We start from the raw sequence: 14,609 nt of genomic DNA on the forward strand, positions 1-14,609 counted from the left end.
GGAGCCCGTAGGCTTGTCGGGTGGAGAAGTCCGTCGACCAAGCTGCTTTCCGGGGTGCACTGTCGCGATTCGCCAGTGGCGTGACCGTCGTGTCCACCCAGCACGACGGCATCGATCACGCCATGACCGCGAGCGCGTTCACGTCCGTGTCCCTCATCCCGCCGCTCGTCCTGGTGTGCTCGAACAAGGGCAGTCGCTTTCACGACGCCGTCCGCGAGTCGCGCCGGTGGGGCGTCTCGATCCTGTCCGAGCACGGTCGTGAGGCGTCGGCCTGGTTCGCCCACCGCGGGCGCCCCCTCGACACCCAGTTCGCCGGCGTCGAGCACCACCCCAGCCCGGGTGGCCTTCCGCTGCTCGACGATGCCCTGGCCTGGCTCGAGTGCGAGACCGAGGCCGAGCACGACGGCGGCGACCACCTGATCCTCATCGGTCGCGTCACGTGGGCGCAGTACCAGGACGAGACCGACGATCCGCTGCTGTACTACCGCTCGCACTACGGCACGATCATCCGTCAGGCCGACTCCGAGAAGACCGTCTACCGAGGGGGCGCATGAGTCGCCGTCGCGGGCTGATCGCCCTCGGCGCCGTGGTGGCCGCGCTCGCGATCGCCTACGTCGCCGGCTACGTGATGACCGGGCAGCGCCTGCCCGCCGACACCTCGATCGCCGGCGTGGACGTCGGCGGCATGAGTCCCGACGCCGCCGAGGACGCCCTGACGAAGGGGCTGTCCGATCGCGTCGAGGAGCCCGTCGTCGCCACCTTCGAGGACCGCGAGATCGAGATCCAGCCCACGCAGGCCGGTCTCGCGGTGGACGTCCCCGCCAGCGTGAAGGCCGCAGGGGGTCGGTCATGGGACCCGCGCGACATGATCGCCCTCGTCGCGGGTGGGTCCGACCACGATCCCGTGCTCGACGTGGACTCGGCGAAGCTCTCCGCGGCCGTCGCGTCGATCGCAGAGACGGTCGACCAGCCGGTGGTGGAGGCCCAGATCACCTTCCCCGACGCGAAGCCGAAGGCACGTCGCCCGAAGGCCGGCAACGAGGTCCCGCAGGACGAGTTCGCCGAGGTGATCCAGGAGTCGTGGCTGGTCACCGACGAGCCCGTCGAGGTCCCCGTCGAGTCCGTCGCCCCGGCCGTCGACGTGGCCGGACTGCGCCAGGCGCTGCGCGACATCGCCGCGCCGGCCGTCGCCGGTCCCGTGGCGCTGAAGGTGGGCGACGCCACGGTCGACCTGCCCGTCACCGCCTACGCGCCCGCGCTGTCCGTGGTGGTCAGCGACGGGAAGATGGTCCCGGTCGTCGACGCCAAGGACCTGGCGAAGCCGCTCACCAGCTCGACGACGGGAGTCGGCAAGCGCGCGGTCGACGCCTCGTTCCGGTTCGAGGGCGGCAAGGCCGTGGTCGTGCCCAGCAAGGCCGGTGTCGGCCTGGATCCCGACACCATGGCGAAGCAGCTGGTCCCGGTGCTGACCAAGACCGGCGCCGCTCGCTCGATCACGGTCGAGGCCAGTGCGGTGCAGCCCGAGTTCACCACGAAGGACGCCGAGGCCCTCGGCATCAAGGAGAAGATCGGCAGCTTCACCACCGAGTACCCGCACGCCGACTACCGCAACACCAACCAGGCCGAGGCCGCCCGCCGCATCGACGGCGTCATCCTCGAGCCGGGTGAGACCTTCAGCTTCAACGACATCGTCGGCGAGCGGACGGCGGCCAACGGGTTCGTCGCGGGCTTCGTCATCAACGGGGGAGTGTTCCGCGAGGAGCTGGGCGGTGGCGTCTCCCAGGTCGCCACCACGGCGTACAACGCGGCGTTCTTCTCGGGTCTCGACGACGTCGAGCACCACCCCCACGCCTTCTACATCGACCGCTACCCGGTGGGCCGCGAGGCCACGATCTACTACGGCAGCCTCGACCTGCGGTTCCGGAACCCCTACAAGACCGGCGTCGTGATCCGCGCCTGGGTCGACCGGAGCTCCCCGGGCACGGTCGGCAGGATGAACGTGGAGATGTACGGCACGAAGGTCTACACGGTGAAGTCGCGCTCGAGCGAGCGCTACAACTTCCGCGAGCCCGGCACCCAGTACGACGACACCGACGCGTGCGTCAGCCAGTCCCCGGTCACCGGCTTCGACATCGACATCCACCGCGACTTCTACCAGGGCGGGAAGCGCGTCAGGACCGAGAAGGACACCGCCTACTACCAGGCGGCCGACCGCGTCATCTGCGGCAAGAAGCCCAAGGCCGACTGACCTCGCGGAGACGGTGATCTCGATACACCGTCTCGCAAGCTCGCCGGCACTCGATCACCGGTGGTTGAGTAGCACGGCGAGGAACGAGCCGGCACATCGAAACCACCGGCTCAACCGGGCGTGAGGTAGCGGTACGCGTGGTGCGTCGTGAAGCCGTAGGGCTCGTAGAGCGCGAGGGCGGGCGCGTTGTCGCGCATCGTCTGCAGGTAGGCCTTGTCGGCGCCGTGGGCGACGGCCCAGGCCAGCGAGGTCTCGACGATGCGCCGGGCCAGCCCGCGGCGCCGGTGGGCGGGGTCGACCTCCACCGCGGCCAGGCCGGCCCACTCGCCGGTCACCACCACGCGCCCGATCGCCACCTCGCCGATCGACACGAAGCCCACCGTCGCGGGACCCTCCATCACGGCGCGCGCGGCGGCGGGGTCGCGGACGCGTCCGTAGAGCCCGAGCCACGCGTCGCTGGCGTGATCGCTGACGACCGCCTCCGGGTCGGTCTCCGGTGCCGAACGGAGGTCGGCCACCTGCACGATCGCGCCCGGCGGCTGGTCGGCCACGCCCGTCCAGCCCGCGTCCACGAAGCGCCGGTGCCAGGGCGAGTCCTCGACGACCTGAACCAGCGGCCGCAGCCCGCGCGTCGCGTAGAAGTCGACGACCGCCGCGAAGGGATCGTCCACGCCGGGGTCGCCGTGCACGGCCGCGGAGTTCGCCCGGCCGGTGAAACCTCCCGACGCGCGCAGCTCCCACTCGCCCAGCGATGCGGACTCGACGGCGGGCCAGCCGCGCGACGTGATCCGGGTCAGGTCCTCGGGGGTGACGGTGTTGGCACGGCGCGTGCGCACGGGACGATCGGGGACCACCCGCATCGCCAGGACGGTGCCCGTGGGGACGAACGCGAGGTCGCCGTCGCGCCGCTCGATGCGCAGCCCGTCGGCCTCCGCGCTGATCACGCGGCCGACCACGTCGCGCACCCCGTCGGCTGCACGATGCCGCACGGAGACGCGGCGCCCGACCAGATCCACGACGCCACGATCTCATGAGGCGAACCCGCCCAGCGCCACTTGGGTCGGGCACGCGATACTGGAGCCGAACCGAAGGAGCAAGCCCGTGACGTATGTGATCGCCCAGCCGTGTGTCGACATCAAGGACCGTGCCTGTGTGGACGAGTGTCCGGTCGACTGCATCTACGAGGGCAACCGCATGCTCTACATCCAGCCCGACGAGTGCGTGGACTGCGGCGCCTGCGAGCCGGTCTGCCCCGTCGAGGCCATCTTCTACGAGGACGACACCCCGGACGAGTGGAAGGACTACTACGACGCGAACGTGCACTTCTTCGACGACCTCGGCTCGCCCGGCGGCGCGGCGAAGATGGGCGTGATCGACGACGACCACCCGCTCATCAAGGCGCTGCCCCCGCAGAACCAGGAGTGACGTTGTCAGGCGTCCGGGTGTCGGACCGGTTCCCCGACTTCCCGTGGGACACGATCGCCGCCGCCAAGGCCCGCGCGGCCGAGCACCCCGACGGTCTCGTCGACCTCTCGATCGGCACCCCGGTCGACCCGACGCCCGAGGTCGCGCGCCAGGCCCTGGTCGCCGCCGCCGACTCGCCGGGCTACCCCACGGTCCTGGGCCCCGAGTCGCTGCGCCGCGCGGTCGTCGACTGGCTGGAGCGCCGCTTCGCGATCACGGGGGTGGGCACCGAGCACGTGCTGGCCACGATCGGCAGCAAGGAGCTGATCGCGAACCTGTGCGTGCAGCTGGGCGTCGGGCCCGGTGACGTCGTCGGACTCCCGGAGACGGCCTACCCGACCTACGCCGTGAGCGCCGCCTACGCGGGCGCCACCGCGATCCCCACGGACTCGCGCGTCGCGTTCGGGCCCCAGCGGCCGAAGCTGGTCTTCATCAACTTCCCCGCGAACCCGCACGGCCGCGTCGTGGGACGCGAGCACCTCAAGGCGTGGGTGGACTTCTGCCGCGAGTCCGGGGCCTTGCTCGTGAGCGACGAGTGCTACCTGGAGTTCGTCTGGGAGGGCGAGCCCGTCTCGGTGCTCGACCCCGAGGTCAACGGCGGGTCGCTCGACGGCATCATCGCGCTGCACTCCCTGTCGAAGCGGTCCAACATGGCCGGCTACCGCGACGCGTTCGTCGTGGGCGACCGGTCGGTGGTGGCCGAGCTGCTGGCCGTGCGCAAGCACCTGGGCTTCATGCTGCCCACGCCCGTGGCCGCCGCGATGCAGGCCGCGCTGGGCGACGACGCCCACGTCGACGAGCAGCGCGCGCGGTACCTGGCGCGCCGCTCCACCCTGCGGGCCGCGCTCGAGGGCGCGGGCTTCCGCATCGACCACTCGCAGGGGTCGCTCTACCTGTGGGCCACCCGTGGAGAGCCCTGCCGCGAGACGGTGGACTGGCTCGCCGAGCGGGGCATCCTCGTCGCACCGGGCGACTTCTACGGGGCCACGGGCTCGCACCACGTGCGGTTCGCCTTCACGGCCACCGACGAACGCATCGCCGCGGCGGCGGCCCGGCTGGCCTGATCAGCCCGGCAGCTCGACGGCCTCGAGGGCCATCAGCACGCTGCCCACGCACGAGGGGCGCCCGGTCAGCTCCGAGCCGGTGACCCGCACCTCGCGGGCGACCGGGGTCAGGGCGTGGCGACGCATCGAGGCCCGGACCTCGTCCAGCAGCAGGTCGCCCGCGGCGGCCAGGTCGCCTCCGATCACGACGACCTCGGGACCGAGCAGGTTCGCGACCGCGGCGACGGCCTCGCCGAGGTGGCGGCCCGCGTCCTCGATCAGGCGGCGGGCACCCTGGTCGCCGCGCAGGGCCCGCTCGACGAAGCCGGGGACGTCCAGCTCGCCGCCGGTGGGGGCGTACTGGGCGATGAGGGCCGCTCCGCCGACGTAGGCCTCGAGGCAGCCGCGGCTGCCGCACCGGCACAGGGGACCGGACTCGTCGATCGTCAGGTGACCGAGCTCGCCGGCGGTGCCGAGGCCGCCGTGGTGGATCCGTCCGTCGAGCACGAGTCCGCAGCCGACACCCGACGCGATCTTGATGTAGACGAGGTCCTGGTGGCCGCGCCCGGCGCCGAGCCTCCACTCGGCCAGAGCACTGAGGTTGGCGTCGTTGTCGACCACGGTGGTGCGCTCGAAGACCTTTTCGGCCGCGGCGCGGGCCTCCACGCCCACCCAGCCGGGGAGGATCGAGCCGGAGTCGATGATCCCGTCGCGGCCGATGGGGGCGGGGATCGCCATGCCCACCGCGCGGAGGCTGTCGTGGCCGAGGCCGGCCGACCCGAGCAGGTCGTCGATCATGGTGCGGGCCAGGGCGAGCGAGCCGTCGCTGGGGGCGTCCGGCGCGAGGGCGGCCAGCCGCGAGTCGCTGATCTCGCCCCCGAGATCGGCCAGCGCGACCTGCAGGTGCGCGTGGCCGAAGTCGACGCCTGCCACCACTCCGGCCCCGCGCGAGACCGTGACGGTCGCGCCGCGGCGGCCGGCACCGCCTTCGGACTGCAGGAAGCCCGCGGCCACGAGCTCGCGGATGATGCCCGAGACGGTGGCCGGAGCCAGTTGCGTCCGGCGGGCGATCTGGGCCTGGCTGAGCCCGCCGGCCTCGCGTACCGCCTGCACGACGCGACTCTGGTTGGAGGCGCGCAGGGCGGCGGTCGAGCCGGGGCTGGTGGACATGGCGTCCACTGTGACTGACGTCGCAGTTGTCGTCAAGACCTGAAGGCAACGTCATGGCTTACGGTGTACCGACCTGATTTGCGTTCATCTCTTGACGTCAAAGTTGTGACGTAGTTCACTGGTCATGCTCCACGCCGACGTGGGGTCGACATTTCTTGGAGGAACTGTGAACACCATCTCCCGTGTCGCCGTGGTGACGGCGACCCTGACGATCGGCCTCGGCGGCCTCGCCGCCTGCGGCTCCAACGACGACGGCGGCAGCGGCTCGGACGAGGGCAAGACCATCGCGCTCCTGCTCCCCGAGACCAAGACCACCCGCTACGAGAGCTTCGACAAGCCGCTCTTCGAGGCCAAGGTCAAGGAGCTGTGCGACGACTGCAAGGTCGACTACCTCAACGCCGACCAGGACGCGTCCAAGCAGCAGCAGCAGGCCCAGTCGGCGATCACCAACGGCGCTTCCGTGCTCGTGCTCGACCCGGTCGACGGCAAGGCCGCGACCACGATCGTCAAGTCCGCCCAGGGCTCCGACGTGCCGGTCGTCGCGTACGACCGCTTCATCGAGGGTGCCGACTACTACATCTCCTTCGACAACGAGCGTGTCGGCCAGATGCAGGGCGAGGCCCTCGTGGAGGCCACCGGCGACAAGGGCGACATCCTCATGCTGAACGGCTCGCCGACCGACCCGAACGCCGCGCAGTTCAAGAAGGGCGCGCACTCGGTGCTCGACGCCAGCGGCCTGAACATCGTGGCCGAGTACGACAACCCCGACTGGAGCCCGGACAACGCGCAGAAGTTCACCAGCTCGCAGTTCAACAAGGTCGACCCGGGCGACCTGGCCGGCGTCTACGCCGCCAACGACGGCCAGGCCGGTGGCGTGTTCGCCGCGTTCACGTCCGCCGGTGCCAGCGAGGTCCCGCCGATCACCGGGCAGGACGCCGAGCTCGCCGCGATCCAGCGCATCGTCGCCGGTCAGCAGTTCATGACCGTCTACAAGCCGATCAAGGCCGAGGCCGAGCAGGCCGCCGAGCTGGCCGTCGACCTCGTCAACGGCGAGGACATCAGCGGCACCGAGGACTTCCAGGGCGTGCCGTCGTTCATCCTGGACCCGATCTCGGTCAAGCAGGACAACGTGGGCGACACGGTCGTCAAGGACGAGTTCTACACCGTCGACCAGATCTGCACCGCCGAGTACGCCGACGCGTGCACGAAGGCCGGTCTGTCCTGAGTGAGCCACGGTGGGGCCGGCCCGGCCGGCCCCACCGTGCTTCCTCTCCCTCACTCGTTCGACCCCAGGAATTCCCATGACCACACCCGTGCTTTCCCTGCGCGGCGTCGGCAAGCGGTTCGGTGCCGTCCAGGCTCTCACCGATGTCGACTTAGACGTGCGACCCGGCGAGGTGGTGGCGCTCGTCGGAGACAACGGCGCCGGCAAGTCCACGCTCGTCAAGATCATCTCCGGCGTCTACTCCGCCGACTCCGGCGCGATCGAGGTGGAGGGCCGTGAGGTCCAGATCCACGGTCCGAAGTCGGCCCAGGCCCTCGGCATCGCCACGGTGTTCCAGGACCTGGCCCTGGCCGACAACCTCGACGTGGTGGCCAACCTGTTCCTCGGCCAGGAGGCGACCTCGGCCGGTGTCCTCGACGAGGAGACGATGGAGTCGCGCAGCTGGGAGCTGCTGCGTCAGCTCTCCGCCAAGATCCCGTCGGTGCGCATCCCCATCGCCGCCCTGTCCGGCGGTCAGCGCCAGACCGTGGCCATCGCCCGCAGCCTCGTGGGCGAGCCGAAGATCGTCATGCTCGACGAGCCGACCGCCGCCCTCGGCGTCGCCCAGACCGCCGAGGTGCTCAACCTCATCGAGCGGCTGCGCGAGTCCGGACTGGGCGTCGTCGTGATCTCGCACAACATGGCCGACGTGCAGGCCGTGGCCGACCGGATCTACGTCCTGCGACTGGGCCGCAACGCGGCCGAGTTCACCATCGACGAGGTCACCACCGACCAGCTGGTCGCGGCGATCACCGGCGCCTCGGACAACGTCGTGGCCGCCCGCCGCGCCCGCGCCGAGGGAGCCGACGTGTCCCCGATCCCGCAGGTCGACCTGCCCGAGGAGCAAAAATGAGTTTCGCGGACCGCGCCGACGAGCGCCTCGTCCAGGACACGTCACCGAAGGCCCTGCTCGGCAACGTGAGCCGGCGCCTGCGATCGGGCGACCTCGGGATGATCCCCGTGATCGTCGGGCTGGTCGTCATCTGGATCGTCTTCTACGCGATGAACCCGCGGTTCCTGTCGTCGCGCAACCTCGTCGAGCTGAGCCTGGACTCCGCCACGATCGGCATGATCTCCGTCGGCATCGTGCTGGTGCTGCTGCTCGGCGAGATCGACCTGTCGGTCGGATCGGTGTCGGGTCTCTCGGGATCGATCCTCGCGGTGCTGCTGGTCTACCAGGGCTGGCCGCTGCTCGGGTCGATCCTGGCCGCGCTGTGTGCGGGCCTGCTGATCGGTGTCTTCTACGGAGTGCTCTACACCCGCTTCGGCGTGCCGAGCTTCGTCATCACGCTGGCGGGCCTGCTGGCCTTCCTGGGAGCCCAGCTCCAGGTGCTCGGCTCGAACGGCACGGTGAACCTGCCCGGCGACTCGGCGCTGATCGAATTCGCCAACTTCACGTTCCTTCCGCCGTGGCTCTCGTACGTCCTGGCGGGCGTCGTGGGCCTGGCGTACCTGCTCGCGCGGGTGCGGACGATCCGCCGCCGTACCGCGGCGAACCTCTCGACCCCGGGCCTGCAGTCGGTGGTCGTGAAGGCCGTCCTGATCACGGCGGCCGTCGCCGGCGTCGCCTGGTACCTCAACATCGACCGCGGCATCGGCGCGATGCCGCTGCTGTGGGTCGGCGTCATCATCGGGATGGACTTCCTGCTGCGCCGCACCACGTGGGGCCGGCACGTGTTCTCCGTCGGTGGCAACGAGGAGGCCTCGCGTCGCGCCGGCATCGGCGTCGACCGCGTGTACATCTCGGTCTTCGCGCTGTGCTCGATGTTCGCCGCGTTCGGTGGCGTGCTGGCGGCCGGACGTCTGCAGGCCGTGAGCCAGACCAGCGGCGGCACCGACACCAACCTGATGGCGATCGCCGCCGCGGTGATCGGCGGCACCAGCCTCTTCGGCGGCCGCGGCTCGGTCTACTCGGCGCTGTTCGGGATGCTCGTGCTGCAGTCGATCACGAGCGGCCTGAACCTCGTCGGCGTCGACGCCTACGTGCGCTACATGGTCACCGGCGCCGTGCTGCTGCTGGCCGTCACCATCGACTCGCTGTCTCGCCAGGCGCGCAAGAGCAGCGGCAGCGGCTGAGCCGTCGCCGCCGCCCTGCGTCGTCCCCCCGGCACGGCGAGCGGCGCAGAAGAGCCCGCCACTCAGCGAGTGGCGGGCTTTTCTGCGCCACTCGGGAGGTGGGCTTGCACCGCTCGCGGACCAACCTGAACCTGACGTTAGGGTCGAGACATGCGAACCGAGACCGACATCGTCGTCGATCACCTGACCAAGCAGTTCGGTTCCGTCAAGGCCGTCGATGACCTGAGCTTCACCGTCCGTCCCGGTGCGGTGACCGGATTCCTCGGCCCGAACGGCGCCGGCAAGACCACCACCCTGCGCATGCTCCTGGGCCTCGTGAAGCCCACCGGCGGCCACGCCCTCATCGGCGGGAAGCGCTACGAGGAGATCCACCAGCCCGGATCCATCGTCGGCGCCGCGCTGGAGGCCTCGAGCTTCCACCCCGGCCGCACGGGCCTGGACCACCTGCGCGTCTACGCGCCCCAGGTGGGTGCCAGCGACGCGCGCTGTCACGAGCTCCTCGAGCTGGTCGGCATGACCGACGCGGCCAAGCGCCGGGTCGGCGGCTACTCGATGGGCATGCGGCAGCGCCTCGGCCTGGCCTACGCGCTGCTCGGCGATCCCGAGGTGATCCTCCTCGACGAGCCGGCCAACGGCCTCGACCCGCAGGGCATCGTCTGGCTGCGTCACCTGCTGCGCGCCTTCGCCGCGGAGGGCCGCACCGTGCTGGTGTCGAGCCACGTGCTCAGCGAGGTGCAGCACACCGTCGACGACGTCGTCATCATCGCCGGCGGACGCCTCGTGCACTCCTCGCGGCTGCAGGGTCTGCACGCCCTGGTGGAGTCCCGCGTGCGCCTCGCCGGACCCGCGCCCGACCGCATCGAGGCTCTCGCCGCCGAGCGGAGCTGGCGCAGCGAGCCGGTCGCCGGCGGCGTCGACATCATCGACGTTCCCGCGGCCGAGGTCGGCGCCGCCGCGTTCGGCGCGGGCATCGAGGTGCACCAGCTGGCCGACGTGGGCGTCGGCCTCGAGGACGTCTTCCTGCGCCTGACCTCCAGTCCCGACGCCCCGGCGTCGCGAGGGGGTGTGGCCGCATGAGCACGGCGATCCGCGCTGAAGTGCGCAAGCTGTTCACGACCCGTCTGTGGTGGCTGCTGGCTCTCGTGCTGGTGGCGTACCTCGTGTTCATCGGCGCCGTGATGGCGTTCTCGTTCACGGTCGACACGGGCGATACCGGCATGACCGGCGCCGGGCCCCTGGCGGAGGGGGAGGAGCTGGCGAAGCAGATCTACTCCCTGACCAGCCCCATCGGCTACGTCTTCCCGCTCATCATCGGCAGCCTGCTGTTCACGGGCGAGTTCCGGCACAAGACGATCACCGCGTCCCTGCTGGCGCAGCCGAACCGCTCGGTGCTGATGGCGGCCAAGCTGGTCGCCGGCCTCGTCGTCGGCGTCGTGTACGGCGTCATCGGGACACTGTCGACGGTGCTCGGCGCCGCACCGATCCTCGCGTGGCGCGGTGACGGGGCGTACCTCGGGTCGAGCGACGTGCTGGTGCTGCTGGGCATGTCCGTCGTCGTCATGACGATCTGGGCCGTCCTCGGCACCGCGGTCGGCAGCGTGCTGACCAACCAGGTCGCCGCGATCATCGTGATCCTGGCGTTCACGCAGTTCATCGAGCCCATCGCGCGCGTGGCGCTCGGTGCCTGGGATGCCACGTCGGAAGTGGCGAAATACCTGCCCGGCGCGGCGGCCGACGCCGTCATGGGCTCGAGCTTCTTCGCGAGCGACGCCTCGGCCGACCTGCTGTCGCGAGGCGCCGGCGCCGGCGTGCTGCTGGTCTACGTCGCGGTGTTCGTCCTCATCGGGCGCCTCGTCACCCTGCGTCGCGACGTCGGCTGAGCGGCCGCCCGAGCTCCCCGGGTCGCCCGGCCCCCCGCTCCACTTGTGGAACGGGATCCACCGTCTGCCAGCCCAGGAACGTGGATCCTGTTCCAAAAGTGGGCAGGGGGGAGCGGGAGAGGCCGGCGTCAGCGACGGACGAAGCGCACCTCGGTGCGGCTGGCGTCCTCGGTGGGCTCCCAGCCGGGCTCGCTCTGGCCCGCCTCCCAGCGCATGTCGTCGAACGTGACCTCGCTGATGCGGAACTCGGTCGAGTTCGCGACGAGGAACTGCGCGAGCGCCCAGCCGCGCGCGTCCACGTCCTCACCCGTGAGCGCGATCGCGCTCTGGCCCGACGACGGGTCGGTGTCCACGCGCACGCGGCCGAACGCCGCGTCCAGGTAGTCCTCGAGGTCCGCGGACGTGCTCGACTCGGCCTTCAGGTCGGTCGCGCAGGCGAACGCGGCGGGGGAGAAGCCACGCAGCGACGAGGCCAGCACGCGCGCGTCGGCCTCGTGGTCGGCGTAGGCGTCGGGGAAGCCCGAGCGCTGCACGGCCTGCGCCGCATCGGTGATCTCCATCGACTCGTAGTCGTCGAGCTTCTCCAGCGCGTCGTAGAACTTCGTGATCGAGTACTGCGGGTCGAGGATCTGCTCGACGGTGCCCCAGCCCTGCGAGGGTCGCTGCTGGAACAATCCCACCGAGTCGCGGTCGCCGTAGTCGATGTTGCGGATCTTCGACTCCTGGTAGGCCGTCGCGATGGCGATCGTGGTGGCCCGCGGAGGCAGCCCCCGCTGCTGGGCCTTGGCGGCCATGAGGGACGCCCACTTCGCCTGCTCGAGGTCGACCTCGACCGTGCGGTCGCCGACCGTGGCGACGCAGAAGCCGCTCGCGTCGGTGCCGCTCTCGAAGACCTTGAAGACGACGAGCACGAGCGCCACCGTCGCGACGACGGTGGCGACGATCCAACGCATCAGTTGGCGTGCAGGTCGGCGTTCAGCTCGACGCCGGTGCGGCCCCCGCGGGGACGCGCCTCGATGGCGCCGGTCTGGCTGTTGGTCAGGAAGAGGATGCCGTCGGAGCCGGACAGCTCGGCGGCCTTCACCACGGAGCCGTCGGGCAGGGTGACCTTGGAGCCGGCCGTGACGTAGGTGCCCGCGGCCACGACGCAGTCGTTGCCCAGGGAGATGCCGATGCCCGCGTTGGCGCCGATCAGGCACCCCTCGCCGACGCTGACGACCTCCTTGCCGCCGCCGGAGAGCGTGCCCATGATCGAGGCGCCGCCGCCGACGTCGGAGCCGTTCCCCACGACGACGCCGGCCGAGATGCGGCCCTCGACCATCGCGTGCCCGAGCGTGCCGGCGTTGAAGTTCACGAAGCCCTCGTGCATGACAGTGGTGCCCTCGGCCAGGTGTGCGCCGAGGCGCACGCGGTCGGCGTCACCGATGCGGACGCCGGCGGGGACGACGTAGTCGGTCATGCGCGGGAACTTGTCCACGCTGGTGACCGCGACGGTGAGCCCGGCGGCACGGGCGCGGGCGCGCACGTCCTCGAAGTCCTCCACCGGGCACGGGCCGATGGTGGTCCACACGACGTTGGTGAGCAGTCCGAAGACTCCGTCGAGGTTCTGCCCGTGCGGCTGCACGAGACGGTGCGACAGCAGGTGCAGGCGCAGGTAGACGTCGTAGGCGTCGGTGGGAGCAGCGTCCAGGTCGGCGATCTCGGTGTGCACCACGCGGGTCTCGACCCCGCGGATCGCGTCCTCACGAGCGGCGGCCACGAGGGCGGACGGCTCGGTCGTGGTCTCCGGCGCGGAACCCAGCAGGGGCTGCGGGTACCAGACGTCGAGGACGGTGCCTTCGGGCGTGACGGTGGCCAGGCCCCAGGCGTGGGCGGATCGGGGGGAGTCGCTCATGCCCCAAGGCTATCGAGCGGTCACACCCCGCCGGCGAACCCGTGCTGCCGCCAGGCCTCGTAGACCGCGATGGAGGCGCAGTTGGCCAGGTTCATCGACCGGCGCGACGGCAGCATCGGCAGCCGGAGCCGGTCGGTCACGCGGTCGTCGGCGAGGACGTCCTCGGGCAGGCCGGTCGGCTCGGGCCCGAACAGCAGCACGTCTCCGGGCTCGTAGGCGACGTCGGCGTACCCCGTGGTGGCGGCCGTCGTGAACGCGAACACCCGCGCCGGGAGCAGGGCCTCGTAGGCCTGGTCGAGCGTCTCGTGCACCGTGACGACGGCGAGGTCGTGGTAGTCCAGGCCGGCGCGGCGCAGCTTGCTGTCCTCGAAGTCGAACAGCGGATCGACCAGGTGCAGGTGGCTCCCGGTGGCGGCGGCCAGCCGGATCGCGTTGCCGGTGTTGCCCGCGATCCGCGGCTCGAAGAACAGGATCCGGAACACGGACCCACAGTAGGCGCTAGCACTTCCACGACGGCGCGGACGTCCGTTCTTGATGGGTGAGACGTGGTCGAAGGGGCGTCTGGGACCTGCCTACGGTCGTCGTGGCTCCCCCCACAAGGACCGGGGCCGTCGCACCACCGAAAGGAACCACCACCGTGTCCGACCAGAACTCCCCCCTCATCGAGGCCCCCAAGCGCCGCGGACCCGCGATCGCGCTGGCGGTCGTCGTGATCGCCGTCATCGGCGCCCTGATCGCCTTCGCCCTGACCCGGGGCGGCGACAGCGCCGGCAGCGACCTCGAGAAGGTCAAGCTCGGCGTGGTGGGCGCGAGCGACCCGTACTGGAAGACGCTCACCGAGGAGGCCGAGAAGGAGGGCATCGACCTCGAGGTCGTCGACTTCGCCGACTACGCCCAGCCCAACCCGGCGCTGACCGAGGGCGAGATCGACATCAACCAGTTCCAGCACATCGTGTACCTCGCGGACTACAACGTCGCCAACGACCAGGACCTCGTCCCGCTCGGCGCCACGGCGATCTACCCGCTGGGGCTGTACTCGCAGAAGGTCGACTCGGTCGAGGAGATCAAGGCCGGCGACACCGTCGTCGTGCCCGACGACGACAGCAACCAGGCCCGCGGCCTGCTGATCCTGCAGTCGGCCGGGCTCATCGAGCTCAAGGACGGGGGCTCGATCTTCTCGACCCTCGCCGACGTCGACACTGACGCCTCCAAGGTGAAGGTCAAGGCCATCAAGGCCGACCTCACGCCCACCTCGCTGCCCGACGTGACCGCCGCGATCGTCAACAACGACTTCGTCGAGAAGGCCGGCCTGAAGTTCTCCGACGCCATCGCGCAGGACGACCCGGCCGACCCGAACGCGCTGCCGTACGTCAACATCTTCGCCGTCCGCGCCGAGGACAAGGACAACGCGACGTACAAGAAGCTGATCGAGGTCTACCAGAACAGCCAGCCCGTCCTCGACGGGGTCCAGGAGGTCTCGGGCGGTACCGCGCAGCTGCTGAAGACGCCGGCCGCCGACCTCCAGGCGTCGCTGGCCGACGTCGAGGCGGACACCCGCGCGCAGGGCTGA

The 14,609-nt window shown here is 70.7% G+C and carries 15 protein-coding genes; 10 read left to right on the plus strand and 5 right to left on the minus strand.

The window, feature by feature from the left end; translation table 11 throughout:
* The first annotated feature begins 20 nt into the window (after nt 1-20).
* Both B2363_RS07540 and B2363_RS07545 read left to right on the plus strand, forming a co-directional pair.
* Nucleotides 21-554 carry a flavin reductase family protein gene (locus tag B2363_RS07540; protein ID WP_286929475.1) on the plus strand — a complete coding sequence of 178 codons (534 nt, stop codon included), beginning with the start codon at nt 21-23 and terminating at the stop codon, nt 552-554.
* Entirely contained in the window at nt 551-2,248 is a 1,698-nt protein-coding gene (locus B2363_RS07545; protein WP_286929476.1) for a VanW family protein, read from the plus strand. Before B2363_RS07540 ends, B2363_RS07545 begins: the two co-directional genes overlap by 4 nt.
* Before the next feature lie 110 nt (nt 2,249-2,358).
* Here the strand turns inward: B2363_RS07545 and B2363_RS07550 are convergent, their stop codons facing one another.
* Entirely contained in the window at nt 2,359-3,264 is a 906-nt protein-coding gene (locus B2363_RS07550) for a GNAT family N-acetyltransferase (protein WP_286929477.1), read from the minus strand.
* An 85-nt stretch (nt 3,265-3,349) separates the two neighbouring features.
* On the opposite strand from B2363_RS07550, the gene fdxA reads away from it, so the two are divergent.
* Together fdxA and dapC are read left to right on the plus strand one after the other, a co-directional pair.
* Nucleotides 3,350-3,673: a ferredoxin gene (gene fdxA, locus B2363_RS07555; RefSeq protein ID WP_078698823.1), complete on the plus strand. Its 324-nt coding sequence runs from the start codon at nt 3,350-3,352 to the stop codon at nt 3,671-3,673.
* A 17-nt stretch (nt 3,674-3,690) separates the two neighbouring features.
* Nucleotides 3,691-4,776 carry a succinyldiaminopimelate transaminase gene (gene dapC, locus B2363_RS07560; RefSeq protein ID WP_286929478.1) on the plus strand — a complete coding sequence of 362 codons (1,086 nt, stop codon included), beginning with the start codon at nt 3,691-3,693 and terminating at the stop codon, nt 4,774-4,776.
* On the opposite strand, the gene B2363_RS07565 is transcribed toward dapC, so the two are convergent.
* The gene (locus B2363_RS07565) at nt 4,777-5,925 is read right to left on the minus strand and encodes an ROK family transcriptional regulator (RefSeq protein ID WP_286929479.1); all 1,149 of its coding nucleotides are present in this window, start codon (nt 5,923-5,925) and stop codon (nt 4,777-4,779) included. It abuts the gene before it with no gap.
* Nucleotides 5,926-6,091: 166 nt separating this feature from the next.
* Between B2363_RS07565 and B2363_RS07570 the strand changes: the two genes are divergently transcribed.
* The 5 genes from B2363_RS07570 to B2363_RS07590 all read left to right on the plus strand — a co-directional run bounded on the left by B2363_RS07570 (nt 6,092) and on the right by B2363_RS07590 (nt 11,145).
* Nucleotides 6,092-7,150 carry a substrate-binding domain-containing protein gene (locus B2363_RS07570; protein ID WP_286929480.1) on the plus strand — a complete coding sequence of 353 codons (1,059 nt, stop codon included), beginning with the start codon at nt 6,092-6,094 and terminating at the stop codon, nt 7,148-7,150.
* A 76-nt stretch (nt 7,151-7,226) separates the two neighbouring features.
* A complete protein-coding gene (locus B2363_RS07575) occupies nt 7,227-8,042 on the plus strand; it encodes an ATP-binding cassette domain-containing protein (RefSeq protein ID WP_286929481.1) in 816 nt (271 codons plus the stop codon).
* Nucleotides 8,039-9,265: a sugar ABC transporter permease gene (locus B2363_RS07580; protein WP_286929482.1), complete on the plus strand. Its 1,227-nt coding sequence runs from the start codon at nt 8,039-8,041 to the stop codon at nt 9,263-9,265. The genes B2363_RS07575 and B2363_RS07580 overlap by 4 nt, the downstream gene beginning before the upstream one ends.
* 150 nt (nt 9,266-9,415) lie before the next feature.
* Nucleotides 9,416-10,342 carry an ATP-binding cassette domain-containing protein gene (locus tag B2363_RS07585; RefSeq protein WP_286929483.1) on the plus strand — a complete coding sequence of 309 codons (927 nt, stop codon included), beginning with the start codon at nt 9,416-9,418 and terminating at the stop codon, nt 10,340-10,342.
* Nucleotides 10,339-11,145, plus strand: coding sequence for an ABC transporter permease subunit (locus B2363_RS07590; RefSeq protein WP_286929484.1), 807 nt, complete (start codon nt 10,339-10,341; stop codon nt 11,143-11,145). Before B2363_RS07585 ends, B2363_RS07590 begins: the two co-directional genes overlap by 4 nt.
* 128 nt (nt 11,146-11,273) lie before the next feature.
* Here the strand turns inward: B2363_RS07590 and B2363_RS07595 are convergent, their stop codons facing one another.
* Genes B2363_RS07595 through B2363_RS07605 form a run of 3 tightly spaced genes read right to left on the minus strand, consistent with a single transcriptional unit; the run spans nt 11,274 to nt 13,521 of the window.
* Entirely contained in the window at nt 11,274-12,098 is an 825-nt protein-coding gene (locus tag B2363_RS07595; protein ID WP_286929485.1) for a hypothetical protein, read from the minus strand.
* Complete coding sequence (gene dapD / locus B2363_RS07600; RefSeq protein WP_181755058.1) at nt 12,098-13,039, minus strand: 2,3,4,5-tetrahydropyridine-2,6-dicarboxylate N-succinyltransferase; 942 nt, start codon at nt 13,037-13,039, stop codon at nt 12,098-12,100. Before dapD ends, B2363_RS07595 begins: the two co-directional genes overlap by 1 nt.
* Before the next feature lie 20 nt (nt 13,040-13,059).
* Nucleotides 13,060-13,521, minus strand: a complete 462-nt coding sequence (locus tag B2363_RS07605) for a tRNA (cytidine(34)-2'-O)-methyltransferase (RefSeq protein ID WP_286929486.1) — start codon at nt 13,519-13,521, stop codon at nt 13,060-13,062.
* 155 nt (nt 13,522-13,676) lie between these two features.
* Here B2363_RS07605 and B2363_RS07610 point away from each other — a divergent pair, with 155 nt between their 5' ends.
* On the plus strand, nt 13,677-14,609 hold the full coding sequence (locus tag B2363_RS07610) for a MetQ/NlpA family ABC transporter substrate-binding protein (protein WP_286929487.1): 933 nt from the start codon (nt 13,677-13,679) through the stop codon (nt 14,607-14,609).

It is taken from the genome of Aeromicrobium sp. UBA7512 (assembly GCF_002476985.1).
GTDB lineage: Bacteria > Actinomycetota > Actinomycetes > Propionibacteriales > Nocardioidaceae > Aeromicrobium > Aeromicrobium phoceense.

Excerpts from the sequence above, each read along its gene's own strand:
- B2363_RS07545 (WP_286929476.1), top strand. The coding sequence starts at position 551 with ATGAGTCGCCGTCGCGGGCTGATCGCCCTCGGCGCCGTGGTGGCCGCG.
- B2363_RS07565 (WP_286929479.1), bottom strand. The coding sequence starts at position 5,925 with ATGTCCACCAGCCCCGGCTCGACCGCCGCCCTGCGCGCCTCCAACCAG.
- B2363_RS07575 (WP_286929481.1), top strand. The coding sequence starts at position 7,227 with ATGACCACACCCGTGCTTTCCCTGCGCGGCGTCGGCAAGCGGTTCGGT.
- B2363_RS07580 (WP_286929482.1), top strand. The coding sequence starts at position 8,039 with ATGAGTTTCGCGGACCGCGCCGACGAGCGCCTCGTCCAGGACACGTCA.
- B2363_RS07585 (WP_286929483.1), top strand. The coding sequence starts at position 9,416 with ATGCGAACCGAGACCGACATCGTCGTCGATCACCTGACCAAGCAGTTC.
- B2363_RS07590 (WP_286929484.1), top strand. The coding sequence starts at position 10,339 with ATGAGCACGGCGATCCGCGCTGAAGTGCGCAAGCTGTTCACGACCCGT.
- B2363_RS07595 (WP_286929485.1), bottom strand. The coding sequence starts at position 12,098 with ATGCGTTGGATCGTCGCCACCGTCGTCGCGACGGTGGCGCTCGTGCTC.
- dapD (WP_181755058.1), bottom strand. The coding sequence starts at position 13,039 with ATGAGCGACTCCCCCCGATCCGCCCACGCCTGGGGCCTGGCCACCGTC.